The organism is Spirosoma validum (genome assembly GCF_014699035.1).
Lineage (GTDB): Bacteria > Bacteroidota > Bacteroidia > Cytophagales > Spirosomataceae > Spirosoma > Spirosoma validum.
The window spans coordinates 1095257-1120276 of sequence record NZ_JACXAA010000001.1 but is presented as its reverse complement, the minus strand read 5'-3'; the positions used below and the strand labels follow the sequence as shown (position 1 = coordinate 1120276).

Here is a 25020-nt window from a genome sequence, read left to right as displayed (position 1 = left end):
ACGGGTTTTAACCCGTCTGAAGATTCACTAAAAAATGGGTCAAAACCCGTGGTACCCGGACTACGCTAGTTTTTCTAAATCAAACGGTAACCGTCGAATTCGCTTGCCTGTGGCTGCAAAAACGGCGTTGGCCAGCGCAGGAGCGAGGGGCGGTAAACCCGGCTCACCGACTCCTTTTATAGTAGGTCCGCCTTCGGCCAGAATATGGACTTCGACCTGAGGCATCTCGTTGATACGTAGCATCCGATTGGCGTCGAAATTAGCTTGTTTCGCCTGCCCATTCTCGAACGTAATACCATCCTTAGTGGCCGCCGTTATCGCCATCGCAATCGCGCCTTCAACCTGCGCTTTTACGGTATCTGGATTAACGACGGTGCCCAGATCAATCACGCAATAAACCTTGTCGATTGTTACACCCCCGGTTGTATTCTTCGATACTTCCACTACCTGAGCGGCCAGTCCGGCGAAAAATTCCCATTGCGCAATGCCACGGCCTTTTCCGGCAGGCAGGGATTTGTTCCAGCCCGAAACTTCTTTCAGTTTCGTCAGTACGCGTTTGGCATCGGTGTCTTTCGCCAGCATAGCCAGCCGGAATGCCAGTGGATCTTTACCCGCTTTGTGCGCCAGTTCGTCAATGAAACACTCATGAGCAAACGCCACGGTCGAACTCGTTACGGAACGCCAGTACGTTAGCGGAATATGAATGTCGGCGTTAACGTAGCGCGTGTTCAGGTTTGGGATTTCGTATTTCTGTTCACCCGTTCCTTCGAGCATCGTGCCGTCGGGCTTGGTTTTGTCGTATTTCTCGTTCATTGTCGCGTCGATGGACGGCGAAATGACCTTATGTTGAAACGCGACGGCTTTGCCATCAGCCGACAAAGCTCCGCGCATGGCCGAGAAGGTCATGGGGCGGAATGGCCCGAGTAACGTATCATCTTCCCGTGTCCAGATGACTTTGACGGGTTTGCCAATGGTTTTTGATAACATCGCAGCTTCCGTCGCGAAATCCTGCGTGAGCCGCCGACCGAAACCGCCACCATTGAACAGAATGTGTACCGCTACGTTGTCGGCAGGGACTTTCAATGCCTTCGCCACTTCATCTTTAACCAAATCGCCACCCTGGGAAGATACCCAAAGCTCGACTTTATTTCCAGGCGAATCCACGCCGGGCTGGTAATGCGCCAGGGCATTCATCGGCTCCATCGTTGAGTGGGTTACGATGGGCGTTTCGTAGAACGCTTCAAGCTGATTGGGTGAGTCCGCAAACGCTTTGTCGAAATCGCCCGCATTATGACCGACGACACCATCCGACTTCGCTAAATCGCGTAGGCTTTTTTCGAAATCGGCGGAATTGAACGTATCGTGCCCCTGGTGATCCCATTTGACTTTGAGCGCTTTACGGCCCTGTAAAGCAGCCCAGTAGTTACTGGCGATCACGGCCACACCTTCGTAATGATTTTTGCCAACGACCCGCTCAATTTTTACCGCTTTCTGAACGCCTTTGACTTTCAATGCCTGAGATGCATCGAAGCTCACTAATTTACTGCCCAGAACCGGGCAGCGCTCAATGGACGCGTAAACCATACCCGGCACTTTGGCATCGATCCCAAACGTAGCCTGACCCGATACCTTGAGTGGTACGTCGGGACGGGGCATCGACTTGCCGAGCATCGTAAACTGCTTTGGATCTTTCAGTTTCGGCTCTTTCGGAACGGGAAGTTTCGCGGCTGGCTCGGCCAGTTGACCATAGGTTAATTTTTTGCCGGTCGGTTTATGAACGACGGTTGCGTTTTCAGCGTAACATTCCTCAACCGGTACGTTCCACTGATCGCTGGCGGCTTTGATCAGCATCTCGCGGGCCGACGCCCCCACTTTCCGCATCTGCGTGTAGCCGCCCCGGATGGAACCGCTACCGCCCACCGCCTGCGACCACATGCCGCCAAACTTGGTTTCGCCACCGGTTTGCCGGATAACTACCTTATCTAACGAAACTTCCAGCTCTTCGGCAATCAAAGCGGGAACGGATTGATACGTTCCCTGACCGATTTCAGGCCGGGGATTCATGATCGTAATCCGGCCCGATTTTTCGATAAGAATATAGGGTGTGAGTTCAGCCGTTTCGGGTAGCACCAATCCAGGCTGGGAACTCAGATTCAGGATGGGACTAGCCAGGATTTCGCTTTTAGGCAAACCCAGCGCAAAAACGGCTCCGGTCAGACTGGCCGCTTTCAGGAAATCCCGACGAGACGTACCTGTTTGATTTTGTGGTTTCTGGCTCATCGCTTACCGATTTTAGGGTTGGATTTAGGCATTTTAGGCGAAGAACCCATTTCGGCAGACGCCGTGTGGATAGCCTGCCGAATGCGATTATACGTACCGCAACGGCAAATGTTACCCTGCATGGCCGTGTCGATGTCGGCATCGGTTGGTTTGGGCGTTTGCTTCAACAGCGCGACCGCCGACATAATTTGTCCCGACTGGCAATAGCCACACTGCGGCACCTGATGCTCAACCCAGGCTTTCTGGACCGGATGATCGGCATTTTTAGAAATGCCTTCGATGGTTGTTATTTTTTGGCCAACCACAGCCGAAACGGGAATGCTGCACGAACGCGTTGGGTTGCCGTCTAAATGCACGGTGCAGGCACCACACTGGGCAATGCCACAGCCAAATTTAGTGCCGGTCAGGCCAACCACGTCGCGGATCGCCCAGAGTAGCGGCATTTCCGGATCGACGTCCAGCGTATGCGCCTGATTATTAATCGTTAATTTTACCGAAGCCATGGTGAGCGGTTTTTAGTACCGAAAGTTAATCAGATAAAACGAGAATTTTCAGTCTCAAGCTCCTTATACTCACCGAATTCCACAGTTGATGATACGTTATGTGTCTGTAGCGATATAATATGCTACGTGCCTGACTACAAACGGATGGCTTATCTTTGCCCGATCAATCTGAAAACGTTTGTTCATGACTTCGCTCGATACCGTTACCCGCTATTACGACGCTTTTAACCGCAAAGACTGGGCTACTATGCTCAGCCTCGTTCATGCCGATATTCAACACGATAGTAATCAGGGCGCAACGCGCGTTGGCAAAGACCTCTTCAGCCAGTTCGTTCAGCACATGGACGACTGCTACGACGAGACGCTGACCGACATGGTAATCATGACTGAGCCAACCGATCGTCGGGTAGCTTGTGAGTTCGTCGTAAACGGCGTCTATAAAAGCACCGACGGCGATTTGCCAGCGGCTACCGGTCAAACTTACGTATTGCCTGCCGGTGCTTTTCTTGAAGTGGCAGACGGACAGATTACCCGAATCACTACGTATTACAATTTGCCCCTCTGGGAATCGCTGGTTTTGGGAAATCAATAAAATCTTGGCAGAGATAGCACCATCCCTTACGTTCGTCCGGCTGACCGGGCGGGCGTTCCAGACTGTTTTTGACGACCTAGCTGCGCTACGTATCGCCGTGTTCTATGACTTTCCGTATCTCTACGAAGGAACGGTGGCCTATGAAAAAAACTACCTGGAAACCTACGCCCGCTCCGAACGGTCGTTCCTGTTTGCTGCCTACGATGGCGACCGGATGATTGGGGCAACCACAGCCTTGCCTTTGCGGGACGAAACCGACGAGGTGCGCTACCCTTTTGAGCAACGGGGCTACGATCTGGACACGATCTTTTACTTTGGTGAGAGTATTCTGTTGCCCGATTATCGAGGCATGGGTTTAGGGCATACATTCTTCGACGAACGGGAAGCCCACGCTCGCCAGTTTGGTCAATATACGACCGCTTGTTTTTGTGCTGTTCAGCGGCCCGATACCCATCCATTACGTCCCGAAGGCTATAAACCGCTCGATGCATTCTGGATTAAGCGTGGGTATCAGCAGGATACCCGTCTGAAAAGTGCGTTTACCTGGCTCGACCGTACGGAGGCTGTTGAAACGGCTAAACCAATGATTTACTGGACGCGCCAGCTGAGCTAATGGTACGTCGGGGCCAACTTCTGCCAACATAAGTGCTATGCAGACGGTTGTTTCTGTGGATACAACACACAAATCATGGAAGCAAACGCGTCGGAAGATCGGACAATTGGGCTTGGCGTAATCGGAATGGGCGGTTTTGGCCTGTTCGCGGTTCAGCAATTTTTACAAACACCCCATACAAAACTAGTGGCCATTGCCGGGTCTAAGCGGGAAGAAGCCATTACCGTAGCCAAGCGGTTTGGCGCCGAGCAACTGGGAAGCCTCGAAGAATTGGTGAATCACCCAGATGTCGATCTGATTTACATTGCTACGCCCCCGTTTCTGCATTACGAGCAGTCGATGCTGGCGCTGAATGCGGGTAAGCACGTGATCTGTGAAAAACCGCTGGCGATGAACCCCGAACAGGGTGCCGAGATGATCGCGCTGGCGAAAGAAAAGGGCTTGCTGATGGTTACGAACCTGATGCAGCGCTACAACCCGATGTATGCCCGCGTTAAACACCTGATCGATAAAAAACTGCTTGGTGAATTTCTGCACGGTTATTTCGAGAATTACGCGGGTGACGAAGGTCTTTCGCCCGAACACTGGTTCTGGGACCGTAGCAAAAGTGGTGGTATTTTCATTGAGCACGGCGTTCACTTCTTCGACATGTTTGCGGGCTGGCTTGGTGAGGGAACAGTGAAATCGTCCCAGATTTTAAAACGACCCGACAGTAACGATATAGAAGATCAGGTACAGGCAACCGTCGAATACGGTGACGATGAAACGGGCAAAAAGTTAGTCAACTTCTACCACGGGTTTACGCAGACCGGGCGCATGGACCGCCAGGAAATGCGGCTGGTGTTCGAGCGGGGTGATATTACGTTGTTTGAGTGGGTGCCAACCCGGATGATTCTGCGTTGCGTAGCCGATGAGGAAACGACCCGGGCGCTGATGGATCTGTTCCCGGCGGCTCAACTGAACGTAACGGCCAATATCGGCGGCAAAGACCGAGTAATACGTGGTCGTCATAAAGAATTTGAAGCGTATCAGCAGATTGAACTGCGCTTCGGCTTTGGCGATGAGAAACAACATATCTACAGCGAATTACTGCGGTTAATGTTCCGCGATCAGGTTAGCGCGATTCATTATCCCGGTACGCACCGAATCATTCGCGAAGAGAATGGCTTGGAATCGCTTGAGACCGCGGTGATCGCCGATGAGTTGGCCCGTCAATAAGTAGAAGAGGGAGATTTGAGACCAATTAATAAAAAATTTTAAAAATGTTGTCGTTTTGGCCGTAGTGACTGACTGAATTTGTGCGAACTCCCTGATTTTTTGCGACATTTGCTGTCTCAAAACCATCTCTCCTCCTCATAGCGCATGATCACGGAGTCTTCCATACTCGACAACCCAGGCGGATTAAGTGAAGCCCCGGCAGGTGTCGTATCGACAGGCGGCCCGATTCAGTCGGCCATTACGTACGAAAAAATCCCTACGCACATTTACGCGGATGCTAAAGCGGCATCACGAGCCGTAGCGCAGGAAATTGCTGACCTGATTCGTCAGAAACAAAACGAAGGTAAACCCTGCATTCTGGGTTTAGCGACGGGCTCTTCGCCCAAAACGGTTTATGCCGAACTGATTCGGATGCACCGCGAAGAAGGCCTTAGTTTCCATAACGTTGTTACGTTCAATCTGGACGAATACTACCCAATGGAGCCGGATTCGCTACAGAGCTACTGGCGATTCATGCGGGAACAATTGTTCGACCATGTGGACATTCCGCAGGGAAATTACCACGTTCCTGACGGTACGCTTCAGACGGATAAAGTTGCCGAGTTTACGAAGAAATACGAAGCCGAAATTGAAGCCGCTGGTGGGCTGGATTTTCAGTTGCTGGGGATTGGTGGGAACGGTCACATCGGTTTCAACGAACCGGGCTCGCTGATCAACTCGCACACCCGCCTGATGATGCTCGATAACTCGACGCGGGCGGCTGCTTCAGTTGACTTTGGTGGGTTACCTAAAACCCCTCGTAAAGCGATTACGATGGGGGTTTCAAGTATTCTTAGCGCTAAACGGGTGGTATTGCTGGCCTGGGGTGAACGAAAAGCGCCAGTGATCCGTGGTGCTGTAGAGGGCCTCGTAACCGAACTGAACCCGGCCTCGTATCTGCAAACGCACCCGAATGCATTGTTTGTGATTGATGAAGCGGCTGCTTCGGAGTTGACCCGCATGAAAACACCCTGGCTGGTGGATTCGGTTGAGTGGGACAACAAGATGAAGAAAAAGGCCGTCACGTATCTGTCGATGGCCCTCAGCAAGCCAATTCTCAAGCTGACCGACCGCGATTACAACGACAACGGGATGAGCGATCTGCTGGCGCAGTACGGTCAGGCATACGATATTAACATCGACGTTTTCAACCAGCTTCAGCATACCATTACGGGCTGGCCGGGTGGCAAACCGAATGCCGATGATACAAATCGCCCCGAACGGGCATTGCCTGCGCACAAACGCTGCCTGATTTTCAGCCCCCACCCCGATGACGATATCATTTCGATGGGCGGTACGTTCCAGCGTCTGCGCGATCAGGGCCACGAAGTTCACGTGGGTTACCAGACCTCCGGTAACATTGCCGTTGCCGATGATGAAGCGTTACGTTTCGCGGACTACGTAGTGGATTTCAATACGAAATTTGGCATCGACAGTCCCGAAGCGACCCGGATTTTCCAGGATGCCGCTGCCTCTTTACGGGAGAAAAAGGATTCTGAGATGGACACCACCGAAGTACGCTACGTGAAGGGCTTGATTCGGATGGGCGAAGCCAAAGCAACCTGTCGGTTTGTCGGGATTCCGGTCGAGAATGCGCATTTCATGAACATGCCGTTCTACGAAACCGGGACTGTAGCGAAAAAACCGCTGAGCGAAGAAGATATTTTGATTACAATGGCGCTGATCGAGGAGATCAAACCGCATCAAATCTACGCGGCTGGCGATCTTGCCGATCCGCACGGCACCCACAAAGTCTGCTTAGACGCCGTGCTGGAATCGGTTCGTCGCCTGAAGGATAAGGATTTTATGAAAGACTGCTGGGTCTGGCTTTACCGGGGCGCCTGGGCCGAGTGGGACGTCAGCGAAATCGAAATGGCCGTACCAATGTCACCCGATCAGGTGACGAAAAAGCGCTTGGGTATTTTCAAGCACCAGTCGCAGAAAGACGGCGTTGTGTATCAAGGCACCGATTCTCGTGAGTTCTGGCAGCGTGCCGAAGAACGTAACCGTGGAACCGCTGAAATTTATAACCGACTCGGATTAGCCGAATACGAAGCCATGGAAGCCTTCGTCCGCTGGCGCTTTTAGGTACCACGGACTTTAGTCCGTTTTTTCCGTCTCAAAGGAAAAACGGACTAAAGTCCGTGGTACCTGCATGATTACAACAGAATATTACAGACAACTCCCACACTGGCAACACATTGGAGCCACTTTTTTCGTGACGTTTAATCTGAGAGGGGCCATTCCTCATGACGTATACGAACGCTTACAGGAAGAAAAAGAGCTGGCATTTTCCCGTATAGAAAAATCAGGCAGCAACACTGATCAGCTTTATAAAGAACACATACGCCATTTCGCGCGGGTCGATCATATTTTAGATACTTGCCAACACGGACCCAACTGGTTGGCTCACGCTGAAGTTGCTGATCTAGTAAAGACTAAACTCCACGAGTTTGACAACATCCATTATGAATTATTGGCATACTGCATCATGCCCAATCATGTTCATATTGTTGTGGATATGGCTATCCAATTGGACTTGCTTAATCCCTCTGAAGCGATTCACGCCGAGAATTATACACAATTATTTCTCGTGCTCAAACGTATCAAAGGCGGCTCCGCAAGGGTCGCTAATCTGTTTCTTAATCGCACAGGTGCTTTCTGGCAACCAGAATATTACGACCACTACGTTCGTGATTCGGCGGAGTTAAACCGGATTATCAACTATGTGCTTCAAAATCCTGTAAAAGCTGGATTAACAGAAAATTGGCAGGATTGGCCTCATACTTACCTAAGTCCCCGGTATCACGGACTTTAGTCCGTTTTTATGATAACAGAACGGACTAAAGTCCGTGATACCTATTAAAAAATGTATCTTCTTATTTACTATAATATAAAAATTGAATAGTATTGCACTTGTATTATATACTTGCATTCAACGTCTTCTTAATGATCGGCCAAAACAGACAAAAAACGCTACGTCTATTTGCGTTGCATGAATTTATTCAGGATCATTTTACGAAATCGGACTGGATTAAAGTGGCGTATCTAACCGATAGTCTCGAATTGATCGAAGACCATCCCCGATTGTTACGTAGTCTGGATTTTAAAGATGACGATTATGAAGGTAATAGCTTACAGGTCTTGTCGAAATTAATTAGCGAAAGCAATACGAATTTATACGAAATAGAACGGTTTGTCGAAGCGAAAAAAGCGACGATGAATCGACCTGTTCGGGATGTTCCGGAGTTTGTTTCTACGGTCCAGTCCATTGCGCCTGAGCGGGTCATTACGTTCGCACCAGACGTATTTCGTATCCCGAATAAGCCCGTCGAAACGAATGTTCTATCGGTGATGATGCCGTTCGAAAGTAAATTCTCCGGTACGTATCTGGCTATACGTAATGTGTGCGCCCGATTGGGAATCGACTGCAAACGGGCTGATGATATATGGGATAACAGTATTCTGATTCAGGATGTGTTCGACCTGATTTTTATGTCGAGGGCCGTTATCACCGACTTTACGGATCGGAATCCCAATGTGTTCTACGAAACGGGCGTTGCCCACACGCTCGGAAAACTCGTCGTTCCCATCACGCAATCAGCCAATGACATTCCTTTCGATTTGCGCCACCACCGCGCGTTAACCTATTTGCCCAATGCAGAAGGCTTGTTGAAATTAGAGAAGGATCTGGAGAAGAAACTGGCGAAGGTATTTAGTTGATTCGTACGTCTAACTTATTGTATCTTCGGGAAACCTTCCCGAAACCTATGCAGACGTCTGTTCTACCGAATAATCCCCAACAACAACGTACTGAAACAGTTTCGAAGCGTCTGCTCTCACTTGATTTTTTCCGTGGTCTGACGGTGGCTGCTATGGTTCTGGTCAATAACCCTGGCGATTGGGGACATATTTACGCCCCCCTCGAACACGCGCCCTGGCATGGCTGGACACCTACAGACCTGATCTTTCCCTTCTTCCTGTTCATTGTTGGCGTGTCGATTACGTTTGCGTTAGGGGCAAAGGGCAGAGGGCATGGAGTGGTAGGGAAAATTGTAAGGCGTAGCGCGACGCTATTTTTGCTAGGCCTATTCCTGAATTTCTTCCCAAAGTTTGATATTACGACGGTACGTATTCCGGGTGTTTTACAGCGCATTTCACTAGTCTATCTGGTCTGTTCGCTCATCTTCCTGAAGACAACCTCACGTCAACAACTTTATATCCTTTGCGGGCTGCTCGTTGGGTATTGGATGCTGATGACGATTGTGCCAGTGCCGGGTGTCGGCTTTGCCAACTTAGAGCCTACAACTAATCTGGCGGCCTGGATTGACCGGACAGTTATAACGCCAGCGCACGTTTACAAAGTAGCTAAAGTCTGGGATCCTGAAGGGTTACTGAGTACACTCCCCGCTATTGGTACAGGATTAATCGGAATGTTAACCGGAACGTGGTTACGTAGCACTCGCCCAGCAGCGGAGAAAATAGCCTGGCTCTTTGCAGCGGGTTGCCTGACAACGCTTGGCGGGTTGATCTGGGATGGATTCTTTCCCATTAATAAAGCGCTCTGGACCAGTTCATACGTATTGCTGGCGGGTGGATTGGCGATGCTGGGCCTTGCTTTGTGCTATTGGCTGATTGACGTCAATAACTACCGCCGGGGCGTAACGCTATTCGTCGTATTTGGGGTGAATCCCATTACCGTTTTCTTTCTATCTGGATTAATCCCCCGCATTATGAACCTGATTCATATTGCCCAGCCCGATGGTAGTGAAATCGGTTCAAAAGAGTATTTATATCGAACATTTATTGCGCCACCGTTCGCCGATCCGAAGAATGCATCGCTGGCGGGAGCGTTAACGTTCGTGCTGATCTGGTTCGTAATTTTGTGGTGGATGTATCGGAAGAATGTTATCATCAAAGTCTAATAGCCGCCAATAACTTTTACCGATTTTTATCTTCCAGCGCTTTTCGAATTAGATCAACCGTGTTTTTGACGCCTGCTTTGCGGATAATGCTCGCGCGCTGATTAGCCACCGTATTGGCGCTGATGCCAAACTTTTCCGCAATTTCGGGACTGCTCATGCCGTCGATTAAACAGGTTAGAATTTGAGCTTCCCGGGAGGTAATTTTATTCCAAACGGATGGCGTCTTCGGACTTAAAACCACCGATTCCTTCTTATGAGAATTATTCAGTAAAATGAAGTGCTGAATGATAACCGACGACGCATTGGCTGGATAATATAAATCACCATTGACCACACTACGTACTGCCTGCAATATTTCCTCCTGCCCCGTGTCCTTGAGCAGATAGCCAGCGGCACCGTTCTGTACGGCTTTCAGAATGTAATCCGGATTGTTGTGCATGCTGAACATCAGTGTCCGCACTTTGGGATACTGCTGCGAAATAACTTTTAGCGCTTCGATTCCCGACATGCGGGGCATGGTGATATCCAATAAGAGTACGTCGGGTTCTATGTTGGAAAGCATTTCGATGGCTTCGTCGCCATCCGAAGCTTCCCCTATGATTTGCATATCGGCTTCGTCTTCCAATAACATCCGAATCCCTTTTCGTACGACAGAGTGGTCATCGGCAACAAGAATGCGTATCGACATAGCTAATTATCAGATAGATGGACACTAACTTTAACCGTTGTTCCTTTTTTGGGGGTAGAGGTAATCGTTAGCTCGCCGTTGAGCAACCGGGCTCGGGTTCGCATATTCGTAAGACCATTGACGATGGCCAACGGTGTTCCGTCTTTGAGCAAATTCTTTACAGAAAATCCTCTTCCGTTATCTTCAACGGCTAGGAGAAGTTTCCGGCTATCCTGCTGTAAAGTAATCTGTATGGTTTGGGCACCCGCGTATTTAACGGCATTGTGCAGGGCTTCCTGCGCAATTCGGTACAACCCAATTTCCATCGCCGGGCTCAGCCGCTCCCCATCACGTGGCCCGTCAAAAACAACATTGATGCCCGACGAACGGGCAGTTTGCTGAGCCAATAACCGCAATGTAGCACCTAAACCAAAATCGCCCAAGGTCGAGGGCATTAAATTATACGAAATTTGACGGGTTGTCTGGATAATATCGTAGATCAAATCGCAGAGCTCGGCAAAGCGCGTTCGCTGTTTTTCGTCCAGTACGGCGGTGGATTTCAGTTTCTCGGCGTGGAGTTTTAGTCCGGTCAGCATCTGGCCAATGCCGTCGTGGAGTTCGCGCGCAAAGCGTTTCCGTTCCTCTTCCTGACCTTCGAGTAAAGCCGCCGAACGCACCGTATCTTCGGAAAGTTGTAGCTGGTATTTTTCCTCGGTGGCACGTAGCAGTTCGGCCTGCGTGTCAACCAGCATACGGTTCGATTCGGCCAGATTCTGGTTGGTAGCTTCCAACTCCCGATTGGCAATCTCCATATGGTTATTGGCCAGTTGAAGGGCTTTTTCGGAGCGGTCGAGCCGACGAATGATGTTTCGGGTGTGGCTGACGACGGGTCTGAAAATAAATAAGCCTTCAATCAACAGCGTCAGCAACGTAGCAATCGTTAGCCACCATTCAATACGTTCGAGCGTTCGTACCCGCTCAAAGCTTTCGGTATCGAACTGAAAAACGATGTCGTTCATCCGCTGCAGGAACGGAAACTCATCGCGCAGAATGATTCGGAGCGCGTCTTTTTTGTCGGCCTCCGTGGCGTTCGGGTTATTAATGCGGCTAAAGCCCTGATTAATCGATTGGAAAAACGGCTCGATTCGGGTAAACATGCTGTCTAATGTAGCACTTTTACGAACCGTGTAGCTTTTTTCCATCTGGAGCCCGCCATTACGTAGCTGGATGTGCGTCTGGCTCCAGGTATGCAGCAATGAATCGAACGAAACGGTATCAGCCGCCGAGAGTCCCGTTGTGCGTAACACGGCGAGTTTTGTCAGTCGCTGACTCAGCATCCGCTGGCGACCGGCTACGTTGACCACCCGGCTATCGTCGTCGTGATTGCTGATGGTACGCCGGATAAACAGAAGCCCACTAATCGACAATACGGCAATGACCGTGAGCGCCATCACGTAAAATCGGGTTAACCGGCGGGCTACCTGTTGATCAAGTTGATTCACACTGAAAACGATTAGAAACAAATAAAAATAGTTTTGTCATGCTGACCGGTCCGCCGGTGCGGCAGGAAGCATCTTCGGAATAGGCAATAATTGCTATTAGTGAAGATGCTTCCTGCCGCACCGGCGGACCGGTCAGCATGACAAAAAACAATCACACGCCTACATACACAATCCCCTCACTGACTTTAATTGGGAACGTATTGATCTGATACCCATCGTCGTTCAGGCATTGGCCCGTTTTGAGCGAAAACGTCCGTTTGTGAAATGGACAGGCCACTTTGGGTTCTTCACCAAGGCTGCCAATCATGCCACGTCCCAGGGCCATTTGCTGGCGGTGCGGGCATTCGTTGTCGGTAGCGTACCATTCACCCCGACGGGCAAAGTTAAAAATGGCGATTTGCTTTCCCTCGATCAACGCACACGCGCCACCGTCTTCGGGAATATCCTCAACCCGACACGCTGCGTGCCAGGTGTGTTTGTCTGTATTTATAGCTAGAGTTTCCATTGGATTGAATGCTTTTGTTGACCGTTTTTATCAGGCTGCTTTTGTCATGCTGACGAAAGAAGCATCTTCAGTAGCTACAATTGTTTGCCACATCAGAAGATGCTTCCTGCGTCAGCATGACAAAAAGACTGCTATGCCCACTCCTTTGCGCGGATTTGATCGCGCATGGGTTCGAATTGGACGGTTGGATCTTTTACTTCCGGTGCATTGACGAAGTGCGTGAACCGCTTGCGGAGTTCAGGGTTTTCGACCACTTCTTTCCACTCGCAGAAGTACGTATCCACAATCAGTTGCATTTCGCGTTCCAGTTCGTCGCCGATACCCAGTACGTCGTCGATCACGACGGCTTTCAGATACGTCATGCCGCCTTCCATCTTGTTCAGCCACGTAGCAGTCCGGGTGAGCGGATCAGCGGTTTTGACGTAGAACATCAGGAACCGGTCGAGGTATTTGACGGCCGTTTCTTTATCAATATCGGAAGCCAATAACTGAGCGTGTTGCGGTTTGGTACCCCCGTTGCCGCATACGTAGACGTTCCAGCCTTTTTCGGTCGCGATGATCCCGAAATCCTTACTTTGCGCTTCGGCGCATTCGCGGGTGCAGCCCGATACGCCCGATTTTAGCTTGTGGGGAGATCGAAGTCCTTTGTACCGGTTTTCCAGCTCAATCGCGAACGTAACGGAATCCTGTACGCCATACCGACACCAGGTTGTTCCAACGCAGCTTTTTACGGTACGTAACGATTTCCCGTACGCATGACCGCTCTCGAAGCCGTGGACTATTAATTCTTCCCAGATTTTCGGTAGATCGCCGACATGGGCGCCAAACAAATCGATACGTTGTCCACCCGTGATTTTGGTATAGAGACCGTATTTCTGCGCGACCTGACCCAGTACAATCAGTTTTTCGGGCGAGATTTCGCCACCGGCCACGCGCGGCATCACTGAATACGTACCGCCCCGCTGAATGTTGGCCAGGAACCGGTCGTTCGAGTCCTGAATGGGGGCGCGGTCTTTCGCCAGAATATTTTCGTTCCAGAGACCAGCCAGAATCGAAGCCGTAGCCGGTTTACAGACTTCACAGCCATCACCATGCCCGAACGTATTCAGTACGTCGGTGTAGGTTTTCAGGCCGTTCATTTTGACCAGATCCAGCAGTTCCTGCCGCGTGTAGTCGAAATGTTCGCAGATAATGTTACGGACGTAGACACCCTTCTCCTTCATCACGCCCTGAATGATGTCTTTTACCATCGGCGTACAACCCCCACATCCCGTGCAGGCTTTGGTCGCTTTTTTCAGTGCGTCGACCGTAGTGTGGCCATTTTCGCCGATTTCGTGGCAGAGCATGGCTTTCGTGATAGCTTCGCAGGAGCAAATCAGCGCATCGTCGGGAAGACTCATTACCCCCGCACCCGCTTCTTCGCCACCGCGTGACCCTAAGATCACATCTTCCGGATCGGGCGGCAGAATGGTTTTGTTTTTGCAGGTCTGCAACAGCATGTTATACTGATCGGCATCGCCCACCAGCACACCGCCTAACAGTTCTTTGCCGTCGGCCGATACGTTAATCCGCTTGTAAACCCCTTTCGCTTTGTTTTCATAGACAATCGTCCGGCAGGCAGGCTCGCTGGCAAACGGATCGCCGAATGAGCCGACATCGGTACCGATCAGTTTCAGTTTGGTCGACATGTCGTACGGCTTGAACTCTTTGGTTTCGCCCATCAACTGCGACGCCACAACTTCGGCCATCTCATAACCCGGTGCTACCAGCCCATAAATCATATGGTGCGCCACGGCGCATTCGCCAATGGCAAAGATGGATGGATCGGAAGTTTGCAGCGAATTATCGACGATAATTCCCCCGCGCGGATGCGTATCGAGACCAGCCGATTTCGCCAGTTCATCGCGCGGACGAATCCCCGCCGAAATTACCAGCATATCGACTTCTAATAACGAACCGTCGGCAAACTGCATCCCCGTGATGCACTCGTCGCCGGTGATTTCCTGCGTGCTTTTCGAGAGGTGAATATTCAGCCCCAGCGATTCCAGTTGCCGTTGCAGAATCCCCGAACCCGCGTCGTCAATTTGCCGGGGCATCAGGCGCGGGGCAAACTCTACTACGTGTGCTTCTTCCAGACCTAAATCCAGCAGGGCTTTGGCAGCTTCGAGACCCAACAGTCCACCACCCAATACAGCCCCCTTTTTTGCTTTACGCGCGTACGATTGAATGAGATCAAGATCTTCGATGGTACGATACACGAAAACGCCGTCTTTCTCAACACCCGCTACCTGGGGCACAAACGCGCCGGAACCCGTAGCCATGATCAGATAGTCATAGGGCACTACGACGCCGTGGTGTGAACGTACTTCTTTCCGATCCCGGTCAATGTCGACCACCGGATCGGTCAGGTACAGGTTGATGCCGTTCTCAGCGTACCATTCTGTGGGTGCCAGGGTAAGATCCTCGGCTGTTTTACCCGCAAAATAAGCGCTCAGATGCACGCGATCGTAGGCTACACGCGGTTCTTCCCCAAAAACCGTCAGTGTAAAGCGTCCGCTATTTTTTTCTTTGGCTACTAATTTCTCGCAGAATTTGTAGCCGACCATGCCGTTGCCAATGACGACGACACGCGTGTTTGTGTTTGTGTTCATAGTTAATGGTAACTATAACATTGTTAAAACCCCGTTTTATTATTGTACTAATCTAAGAAATTGGTCTTTTCTCCCCCGATAAAGACATGTCAAAATTAAAAGGCATTTTTCTTAATTCCTAACTTTATATTCGGCTAATGGTTGATATTGAAACATATTTTTTTGAAAAACACTTGTTTTTAAGAATTTAGGCTCTAATTTTGAACCAAGATATGACATAGTTGTATTTAACTATAAATAGTACATTATCACTATTTAATCAATCAAGACAGTATCGATATGCAGCCAAAGCTAACACTCGTGGGGGCGGGTCCCGGCGACGGCGAATTGATCACCCTAAAAGGGATCAGGGCGCTTCGGCAGGCAGACGTTGTTTTATATGACGACCTGGCTAATGACTCCTTATTAGAATTTGCGCCCGAACACGCGCTGAAAACCTACGTTGGAAAACGGGCAGGGAGAGTGTCGTTCACGCAGGACGAAATCAATACGTTAATCGTGCGGCTGGCGCAGGAGCATGGCCACGTAGTACGACTCAAAGGGGGCGACCCGTACGTATTTGGCCGTGGATTTGAGGAGTATGAGTATGCGCGGCAGTACGGCATTCAGTGCGAAGTAGTGCCCGGCGTATCGAGTAGTATTGCAGTACCGGCTTCACAGGGTATTCCGGTCACAAGCCGGGGCGTAAGCGAAAGTTTCTGGGTCATTACCGGCACAACCCGTAACGGTGAACTGTCCGACGATTTACGGCTGGCGGTTCAGTCGAAAGCGACGGTGGTTGTGCTGATGGGACTTAGTAAAGTAAGTGAGATATGCGCGATGTACTGCCAGGCCGGACGTGGTCATTTGCCGATGGCGGTCGTGCAGAACGGAACGCGCGTTGATGAACAGTGCGTATTAGGTCAGGTCTGGAACATTCCGCAACTGGTGGCAGAGCAAGGCGTGGGGGCGCCCGCTGTGCTGATCATTGGGGAAGTCGTTTCGTTACATCCGTCGTATCTGGCGGAGTGCTTACGTAACGTTTCCATGGCCTACTAACAAAAAAAGCCGATCCGGTGTGGGGGCACCTTTGGACCGGCTCAACAGGGTTTTGTTTATGCGAAAAACACAAACGCTTCAAAGAAAATGAAAAAAAACACGTAAAGCAAATCTGCCTTTCGTTCCGATTGGGCTGGATGTTCAGCGTAACATTCCGATTTTCTTCGCCCAACGCTCGCTTCTTCGTCCGCTAACTGTCTGTGCTATACCACCTCTGCGTGGGTTGGGCACCTGTTGTCTACACGGTTCATTTTCTCGTTTAAAAACCTATCAATGATGAAATCTTACCTCACGCGGTTATCGCTTTTGGGTATAGTATTCCTGAGTGTACAGACTCAGCTTAAAGCACAATTTTCCTTAATTGGTCAGCTTCGCACCCGTACCGAACTACGTAACGGTTTAGGCAATTTACCCGTGCTGAATGCACCACGGGCTGCCTTCACGTCGCAACGGGCACGCCTGACATTTGGCTATAAAATGGACCGCGTTACGTTCGGTCTGGCTATTCAGGATGTGCGCGTCTGGGGGCAGGATGCCTCGACCATCTCCAATGCCGATGGTAACAAACTGATGGTTCACGAAGCCTGGGCGGATATTACGCTGCTCAACCGGGCCGATTCGACGATTGCGACCAAAGCCATTGATTATCTGTCCCTGAAAATCGGTCGTCAGGAAATGGTATACGACGATTCGCGCCTGATCGGCAATCTGGACTGGCTCCAGCAGGGACGCCGATTTGATGCAGCCTTACTGAAAGCGCAGCACAAAGGCTGGGCACTGGATCTAGGCTTTGGCTTCAACCAGAACACCGATGCGTTTGGCGTAGCCGGTACGTATTATACGCCCGCCAACGTACCGACGTCTGCTTTATCGACCCAAAACGTTACGCTGGCGATTCCGTCAGGCTTTCTACCAACAGCGACGAAAGGCGGGGCGCCGGTTGTTGCGAATGCCGTTAGCACAAACGGGCAGAACCAGCAGTTCAAATCGTTTCAGATGGCGTATCTGACGCGCAAGTTTAAGCAGACGAAATTCTCGGCGCTGGTTTTCAAAGATGATTTTCAAAAATACCGGATCGACTCGATTGGCTCGGCCACGGCGGGTTACGTATATGGGAGACGTTACGACGTAGCCGGTACAAACTCCCGCGTTACGTATGGCGCGATGCTGACAGGTCAACTGGGCGTTCCGGCTAAGCCAACGCAGATTCTTTGGCAGGCATTTGGGTATTGGCAGAACGGCAAAGACCGCGACGGCCTTCAAATCAAAAGTGCGCATCACTACGGGGCGAACTTCATGATTCAGAAAGGAGCGCTTAGCGCCGGACCGGGGTATGAAATCCTGTCGGGCAATAACGACGCTACCATTCAGGCAGGCCAAACCAGCCGTTTCGATCCATTGTACGGTACGCCCCACAAATTCTGGGGTTTGATGGATTATTTCTACGCGGGTACGGGATCACCCTCGGGTGGCTTGAAAGATGCGTATCTGAAGTTCAAATACACGGGTAAACGGCTGAGTACTACGTTCGATATTCACTATTTCGCGCTGGCCAGTACAACCTACAACAAAATGCCTGATGCTCCGGCGGCTACCCCCCTGGCCTCGAAACTGGGCATGGAATACGATCTGATCGCGAACTACAGCCTCAACAAATTCACGACGCTGGAGGCTGGCTACGCGATCATGAACGGAACTAATACGCTCGAATACACCAAGCAGGGCACCATGAACCAGAAAGATAAAATCGGTACGTGGGCCTACCTGATGATCAACATTCGCCCGGATTTTTTCGCGGTGAAGAAGTGATCAAGAATTTTTAAAATACCCCTAAATCCCCTGAAGGGGACTTAAGCTCACTCTTAGACAAAGTCCGGCAGCGGCCGACCGTCCTTCAGGGGATTTAGGGGTGTTTTCAGCACGACAAAAACTATTCAAAAACTCATTTTCAACTCTTGCAAACCTGTCACAATCATGAATGCAACTACAACCAATAAACCACTTGAATCCCTGAATATTTTCAGTTTCAAAGGTATTCAGATGCGTACCTTTCACATTACGTGGTTAACTTTCTTCGTCTGCTTTTTCGGCTGGTTCGGCCTAGCACCACTGATGCCTGCCATCCGCGCTGATCTCGGTCTGACCAAACCCCAGATTGGTAATATCATCATTGCCGCGGTTTCGGCAACCATTTTTGCCCGCTTAATCGTCGGTAAACTCTGCGATACGTGGGGACCGCGTAAAACCTATACAGCGCTGCTCGTATTGGGTTCCATTCCCGTCATGTTCGTTGGTTTAGCGCATGATTATACTACGTTCCTGCTGTTCCGTTTGGCGATTGGTACTATTGGCGCATCGTTCGTGATCACGCAGTTTCATACGTCGATGATGTTTGCCCCGAAAATCAAAGGTACGGCCAATGCCGTAGCCGGTGGCTGGGGCAATCTGGGCGGTGGTATCACCCAACTGGCCATGCCGGTTATCATGGCCATGATCGTTGGATTCGGGTACACGAAACCCGAAGCCTGGCGCCTGGCCATGATTTTTCCGGGCGTTCTGATGCTCATTATGGCATTTGTTTACTACCGCTACACGAAAGACACACCAAATGGAAACTTTGACGAAATTGATCGTTCGGTTGCAACAGGCGAGAAAGTAAGTTTCGGAAAAGCCGTTTCTGACATTCGTGTCTGGGCGCTGGCGCTGGCTTATGGGTGCTGCTTTGGCATGGAAATTACGTTCGACGGTGTGGCGGCACTGTACTTCTTCGATAACTTCAAGATGGCCGAAACCGAAGCGGGTTTCTGGGCGATGTTGTTCGGTGGCATGAACATTTTTGCCCGCGCGCTCGGCGGAATCGTAGCCGATAAAGTGGGAAATAAATACGGTATGCGCGGCAAAGGTGTTCTTTTAGCCGGTATGCTGCTGCTGGAAGGCGTCGGCATCATGCTGTTCGCCCAGGCGGGCAACCTGCCGATGGCGATTCTGGCGATGGTCACCTTCGCCCTGTTCCTGAAAATGTCGAATGGCAGTACGTATGCCATCGTTCCGTTTGTGAATCCGAAAGCCGTGGGTGTTATCTCGGGCGTTGTCGGTGCGGGCGGAAACGTTGGTGGTATGCTGATGGGCTTCCTGTTCAAATCGCAATCCATTACGTACGGACAGGCTTTTCTTTACATCGGCTGCATCGTAGCGGTCGTCGGTGTCTTACTATTCCTGGTTAATTTTGGTAAAGCCGTCGTGGTCGAACCAGCCGAATCTGAATTGCAATTGAACTAAGGGAGAAAGGAAGAAGGGGAAGAGAGGGAGGAGAAGGCGTGTTGCTACTGCCTCCCCTTCGTCCCTTTCTTCCCTCTCCTCCCTTTATTTCCCTTTCTCCTTAAAATCATGACTCACCAAACTACCTGTTGTTATTGTGGCGTTGGCTGTGGAATCGTAGTCAAACAGGAGCAGAACGGGCGACTAAGCCTGGAAGGTGATAAACAACATCCGTCCAGCAAGGGGATGCTTTGCTCGAAGGGGATGAATTTGCATTACACGGTCATGGACCAGTCGGACCGTTTGCTGTATCCACAGATGCGGATGAACCGGTCGATGCCCATGCAGCGGGTCAGCTGGGATGCGGCTCTGGAACGTACTGCCGCTGTTTTTAAAACCTTTATCCAGAAATACGGCCCCGATTCTGTCGCGTTTTACGTATCGGGGCAATGCCTGACGGAAGAATATTATCTGGTCAACAAGCTCATTAAAGGGTTCATCGGCTCGAATAACATCGATACCAACTCCCGGCTCTGCATGAGTTCGGCGGTTGTTGGCTACAAACTATCGCTGGGCGAAGACTCCGTGCCGGTTTGTTACGACGATATCGAAGAAGCCGATCTGTTTTTTGTGGAAGGGGCCAATCCAGCCTGGTGCCACCCAATTCTGTGGAGACGTATCGAAGCGCACAAAGCGGCTAATCCGAACGTCAAAATCATTTGCATTGATCCTCGCAAAACCGACACGGCTCGTTCCTCAGATCTACACTTACCACTACGTCCCGGCACCGATATTGTGCTGAACAATGCCATTGGCCGCTTGCTGATTGAGCAAGGGTATATTGATAATGAGTTCATTACCAATCATGCGGATGGTTTTCTGGCATACCGTGACCAGGTAATGCTACGTTCGGTGGAGGAAGCCGCCGAGATTTGTGGCGTTTCTGCTGACGGGATTCGCACAGCCGCTGAGTGGATTGGTCGCTCGAAAGGGTTTTTGTCGCTCTGGACGATGGGCCTGAACCAGTCCGTGATTGGCGTGAACAAAAACCTGTCACTAATTAACCTGCATCTGATTACCGGACGTATCGGCAAACCGGGAAACGGACCGTTTTCGCTCACGGGTCAGCCCAATGCCATGGGTGGCCGCGAAACGGGTGGGCTGGCGAACGTATTACCCGCCCACCGCGACGTAACGAATGCCGCCCACCGCGCCGAAGTCGAAGCGTTCTGGAACAGCCCGGTCAAAATTGCGTCAAAGCCTGGTTTCACGGCAACTGAAATGTTTGAGGCATTGGCTGATGATAAATTAAAAGCCATCTGGATTATCAACACGAATCCACTGGTGAGTATGCCGGACGTAAATGTCGCCGAAAAAGCGTTGAAAAATGCTCGTTTTGTGGTCGTGCAGGACGTATCGAACCGGGCGGATACGGTTCAATTTGCCGATGTCGTGCTGCCTGCCGCTGCCTGGCTTGAAAAGGAAGGCACAATGACCAATGCCGAACGTCGGATCGCGTATTTGCCCAAAGTGCTTGATGCACCCGGCGAAGCCCTGCCCGACGTTGAAATCATCTGGCAGTTTGCGCAGAAAATGGGTTTCGGCGACGATTTTAATTACGCCAATGCATCCGAAGTCTATCAGGAATACACGCGAATAACTGCCGGGACGAACGTCGACGTAATGGGCGTTAGTTATGAATTGCTGAAAAAGAAACGTACCGTTCAGTGGCCGTATCCAGCAGGGAGTGAGGAGCAGGGAGCAGGGGAAACGGGGACGAAACGGCTGTTTACGGATCATCAGTTTTATACACCGAATCAGCGGGCGCAGATTCATGCCGTACCTGATGAAAATACGTCAGAGCCAACGGATGAGGATTTTCCGCTTGTGTTGACCACAGGACGTATTCGCGATCAGTGGCACACCATGACCAAGACGGGTCGGGTGGCTAAATTGAATCAGCACATTCCGCAGCCGTTCCTGCACCTGCATCCCGACGATGCCAAAGCACGCGGTATTCAGGATGGCCAGTTAGTGGAAATTCGAGGCCGACGGGGTGAAGTGCGGGTAAAAGTGCAACTGACTGATGATGTCAGACCCGGACTCTGTTTTCTACCGATGCACTGGGGTAAACTCTTGAATAGCAATCTGAATCGGGCCAATAACCTGACCAATTCGCTGGTGGACCCGCGCTCGAAAGAGCCGGATTTTAAGTTTACGGCGGTTGAGGTTGTACCGTATCGGAAACCCGTTGAGAAAATCATCATCATCGGTGCGGGTTCGGCAGGTTTAGGTTTTATCAATACGTATCGGGCACTGAACAGTGAGGACGAAATTCACGTCTTTTCAAAAGAGATTTATCCCTTTTACAATCGGGTTTTATTGCCCGATTATATCAGTGGTGAGCAGACGTGGGAACAACTCGTCAAGCTACGCGAAGATCAGTTTGAGGAAGCCAGTATCATTGTTCACAAAGGCGTTGGCGTTGCGCACATTGATCGGCAGGCTAAAGTTGTCACAGATACCAACGGGGTTGAGCATCACTACGATAAGTTGTTGTTAGGTACCGGAAGTCGCGCATTTATGCCCAAAGGCGTACCCCGTTTGCCGGGTATTTTCAATATGCGTTCCCGACTCGATGCCGATTCACTGTTGCCATTCCTTGATCGCGATGCGCCCCGTGCGGTGGTTGTGGGCGGTGGTTTATTAGGATTGGAATTGGCCGCTTCGCTACGTCAGATTGGTGTTCGCGTTGCGCTAATTCATCGGTCGGGTCGGTTTATGGAGCGTCAGCTTGACGCATTGGCCAGTGAGTTGCTTTATCAGGAACTGCTGGATCGCGGCATTGATATTTATTTAAACGAAGAAATTCAGACGTTCGCCGGAATTACCCAACTCGAAGGCGTTACGTTAAAATCGGGTCGAAAGCTTCCCTGTCAGGTGGTTGTCATGGCCATCGGAACGGAGCCGAACATTGAACTGGCCCGCACGGCCGGACTCAGCTGCAACCGGGGCATCGTCGTAAATGATTACCTGCAAACCTCTGATCCCGATGTTTTTGCGGCTGGCGAAGTGGCTCAGTGGAACGGGCAGATGTGGGGCGTTACGTTGGCGGCCGAACAACAGGCCGAAACAGCCGCCCGTTTTTTGGCTGGTGATATTTCGCAACCCTACCGTGGTAGTCTGTCGATGAATATCCTGAAAATGGAAGGCCTACACCTGTGCAGTATCGGTATCAGTGAAGTACCTGCCGGTCAGGCATCCAGTTATGAAGAAATTGTCTTCATCGACAAAGCAAAACGGTATTACAAAAAATGTATCGTTCAGGGCGATAAACTGGTGGGAGCGATTCTGATCGGTGATAAAAACGAATTTGCAGAATTCCGCGAACTCATCGCCGGTGGCCTCGAACTGTCGGATAAACGACTTCAGTTGCTACGTTCCAGCAAAAAAATTGATCCCGTAGAAGGTAAACTCGTTTGCTCCTGCAACACCGTCGGCCAGGGCAATCTGGAACGTGCCATTCAGGCCGGTTGCACCGATTTTCACCAACTCTGTCAGAAAACGGGTGCCGGAACTGGCTGTGGCTCCTGCCGACCAGAAATTCGGAGTATTTTGGAGAAAATGGCTTTGATTAGTGAAGAATTAAGAGTGTAGAATGAAGAATAAAAAAAGAATTATCAATAGATTTTATTCTTCATTCTACACTCTTAATTCTTCACTCCCTGAAAATGCGCGATTACTATAACGTAAAAGTCAACCTGCCTGCCGGGATTGTGTCGCCTGGTACGTTGCAGAACGTACTAAAACTGGCTTCTGAGGCTAAAGTCAGGACCGTACGGTTTGGCGCACGTCAGCAATTGCTGATGACGGTGCATTACGAAGACATGCGTTTTCTGGAAAAAGATCTGAAACAACACCAGATTACGTATGAAGTCAACACGGAGCAGTACCCGAACATCATCAGCTCGTATTGTGGCGAAGAAGTGTTTCGGACGGGTGCTTGGTTGCGTGAAAGTGAATACCATACCGTGTTGGATCAGCTTGATTATCAGCCTCGATTGAAAGTCAATCTGTCGGACGCTAACCAGAGTTTTACGCCTTTCTTTACCGGAAACCTCAATTTTATTGCTTCGTCAGACCCTCATTTCTGGCATCTTTATGTTCGGCCGAAACAAAGCAATACGGTATTTCACTGGCCGGAATTGATTTATACGAATGACCTGGGCCGACTCGCCAGAGCGGTTGAAGAAGCCATGCTGGATCAGGGGCATCGCGAGGAAGAATCGTTGTACAAAGCTGTTACGTCGGGTCAGGCATTTATTACGCAACCCGTTACGGAGGAGGTCGATTTGCCCGAATTTTCGCTGCCTTATTATGAAGGTTTCAACCGCTATGGGCAACGGTCATGGCTTGGCCTCTATCGTCGGGACGAACAGTTCTCGATTGCGTTTCTGCTGGATGTCTGCGCCTTATGTTTAAAGACACGTATCGGCGAGTTGTGTACAACGCCATGGAAATCGCTCATTATCAAAGGGATTGAGGAAAAAGATCGTGCGGCCTGGTCGTATATTCTGGGTAAGCACAATGTGAATGTTCGTCACGCGGCCAACGAGTTAGCCTGGCAAACGGAAGATAACACCGACGACGGCGCTGAACTCAAACGTTACGTAATGCGGTACTTCGAGAAAAACGACACCCGCACGTTCGGTCTTTGTTTTGGCGTTCAGACGCTGCCTAAATCGGAGGTATTTGGCTCGGTACTGATCCGGAAACGCCCGCTTGTTCAGATTGGCCGGTTATCGCTGTTCAGTGTGTATGATCTGTACTTCACGGAGAATTTCAACCCGAACAGCCGGACATATCACCTGTTTGAGCGGGGATTATTTAAAGTGCACGTACCAAACCAGATCAATCGACTGTGCCGAAAATTCAGCGCCCGACGAGTGCAGGAAATTACGGAAATGGTTCGGCTGGAACCAGACAAACCAGAACCCGTTTCTGACGAGCTGATTATGGTACATCAATGTCCACATTGTTTTACCGTGTATGATGAACAGTATGGAGACGTACTGAATGATATTCCGGCAGGAACCACTTTCGGCAATCTACCCGCTACGTATACGTGCCCTACCTGCGATGCGCCAAAGGAAGAATTCAGGGCCGTACAGGTAGAATTTGCGAATTAGATAAAACCAAAATCAACCAACAACCAGTTGATACGTTATA

At 50.5% G+C, this 25020-nt stretch carries 18 protein-coding genes; 12 read left to right on the top strand and 6 right to left on the bottom strand.

Translation table 11 applies throughout. The features are described 5' to 3' along the window. Positions 1-60 precede the first annotated feature (60 nt). Both IC230_RS04455 and IC230_RS04450 read right to left on the bottom strand, forming a co-directional pair. Positions 61-2280, bottom strand: a complete 2220-nt coding sequence (locus IC230_RS04455) for a molybdopterin cofactor-binding domain-containing protein (protein WP_191037743.1) — start codon at positions 2278-2280, stop codon at positions 61-63. Further along, entirely contained in the window at positions 2277-2783 is a 507-nt protein-coding gene (locus tag IC230_RS04450) for a (2Fe-2S)-binding protein (RefSeq protein WP_191037742.1), read from the bottom strand. The genes IC230_RS04455 and IC230_RS04450 overlap by 4 nt, the downstream gene beginning before the upstream one ends. Positions 2784-2967: 184 nt before the next feature. Between IC230_RS04450 and IC230_RS04445 the strand changes: the two genes are divergently transcribed. The 7 genes from IC230_RS04445 to IC230_RS04415 all read left to right on the top strand — a co-directional run bounded on the left by IC230_RS04445 (position 2968) and on the right by IC230_RS04415 (position 10170). Continuing rightward, the gene (locus IC230_RS04445; RefSeq protein WP_191037741.1) at positions 2968-3375 is read left to right on the top strand and encodes a ketosteroid isomerase-related protein; all 408 of its coding nucleotides are present in this window, start codon (positions 2968-2970) and stop codon (positions 3373-3375) included. 13 nt (positions 3376-3388) lie between these two features. Continuing rightward, entirely contained in the window at positions 3389-3988 is a 600-nt protein-coding gene (locus IC230_RS04440) for a GNAT family N-acetyltransferase (protein WP_191037866.1), read from the top strand. Between the two features lie 75 nt (positions 3989-4063). Beyond that, positions 4064-5206, top strand: a complete 1143-nt coding sequence (locus IC230_RS04435; protein WP_191037740.1) for a Gfo/Idh/MocA family protein — start codon at positions 4064-4066, stop codon at positions 5204-5206. Between the two features lie 144 nt (positions 5207-5350). After that, positions 5351-7333, top strand: coding sequence for a glucosamine-6-phosphate deaminase (gene nagB / locus IC230_RS04430; RefSeq protein ID WP_191037739.1), 1983 nt, complete (start codon positions 5351-5353; stop codon positions 7331-7333). Between the two features lie 67 nt (positions 7334-7400). Next, a complete protein-coding gene (locus IC230_RS04425; RefSeq protein WP_191037738.1) occupies positions 7401-8063 on the top strand; it encodes a transposase in 663 nt (220 codons plus the stop codon). A gap of 131 nt (positions 8064-8194) precedes the next feature. Beyond that, positions 8195-8968 (top strand): hypothetical protein, encoded by a 774-nt coding sequence (locus tag IC230_RS04420; protein WP_191037737.1) that lies wholly within the window; start codon positions 8195-8197, stop codon positions 8966-8968. Positions 8969-9015: 47 nt separating this feature from the next. Continuing rightward, positions 9016-10170: an acyltransferase family protein gene (locus IC230_RS04415; RefSeq protein ID WP_191037736.1), complete on the top strand. Its 1155-nt coding sequence runs from the start codon at positions 9016-9018 to the stop codon at positions 10168-10170. Between the two features lie 16 nt (positions 10171-10186). Here IC230_RS04415 and IC230_RS04410 read toward each other — a convergent pair whose 3' ends face one another. The 4 genes from IC230_RS04410 to nirB all read right to left on the bottom strand — a co-directional run bounded on the left by IC230_RS04410 (position 10187) and on the right by nirB (position 15495). Beyond that, positions 10187-10858 carry a response regulator transcription factor gene (locus tag IC230_RS04410; protein ID WP_191037735.1) on the bottom strand — a complete coding sequence of 224 codons (672 nt, stop codon included), beginning with the start codon at positions 10856-10858 and terminating at the stop codon, positions 10187-10189. Between the two features lie 2 nt (positions 10859-10860). After that, positions 10861-12339 carry an ATP-binding protein gene (locus tag IC230_RS04405; protein WP_191037734.1) on the bottom strand — a complete coding sequence of 493 codons (1479 nt, stop codon included), beginning with the start codon at positions 12337-12339 and terminating at the stop codon, positions 10861-10863. A gap of 151 nt (positions 12340-12490) precedes the next feature. After that, a complete protein-coding gene (gene nirD, locus IC230_RS04400; RefSeq protein ID WP_191037733.1) occupies positions 12491-12844 on the bottom strand; it encodes a nitrite reductase small subunit NirD in 354 nt (117 codons plus the stop codon). Between the two features lie 131 nt (positions 12845-12975). Then, entirely contained in the window at positions 12976-15495 is a 2520-nt protein-coding gene (gene nirB / locus IC230_RS04395) for a nitrite reductase large subunit NirB (RefSeq protein ID WP_191037732.1), read from the bottom strand. 279 nt (positions 15496-15774) lie between these two features. On the opposite strand from nirB, the gene cobA reads away from it, so the two are divergent. The 5 genes from cobA to IC230_RS04370 all read left to right on the top strand — a co-directional run bounded on the left by cobA (position 15775) and on the right by IC230_RS04370 (position 24980). Beyond that, complete coding sequence (gene cobA / locus IC230_RS04390; RefSeq protein WP_191037731.1) at positions 15775-16533, top strand: uroporphyrinogen-III C-methyltransferase; 759 nt, start codon at positions 15775-15777, stop codon at positions 16531-16533. Positions 16534-16809: 276 nt separating this feature from the next. Continuing rightward, on the top strand, positions 16810-18342 hold the full coding sequence (locus IC230_RS04385) for an alginate export family protein (RefSeq protein WP_191037865.1): 1533 nt from the start codon (positions 16810-16812) through the stop codon (positions 18340-18342). Between the two features lie 165 nt (positions 18343-18507). Next, on the top strand, positions 18508-19812 hold the full coding sequence (locus IC230_RS04380) for a NarK family nitrate/nitrite MFS transporter (protein ID WP_191037730.1): 1305 nt from the start codon (positions 18508-18510) through the stop codon (positions 19810-19812). Positions 19813-19920: 108 nt separating this feature from the next. After that, positions 19921-23448, top strand: coding sequence for a nitrate reductase (locus IC230_RS04375; RefSeq protein WP_191037729.1), 3528 nt, complete (start codon positions 19921-19923; stop codon positions 23446-23448). 74 nt (positions 23449-23522) lie between these two features. Further along, entirely contained in the window at positions 23523-24980 is a 1458-nt protein-coding gene (locus tag IC230_RS04370; RefSeq protein WP_191037728.1) for a rubredoxin domain-containing protein, read from the top strand. The last annotated feature ends 40 nt before the right edge of the window (positions 24981-25020 follow it).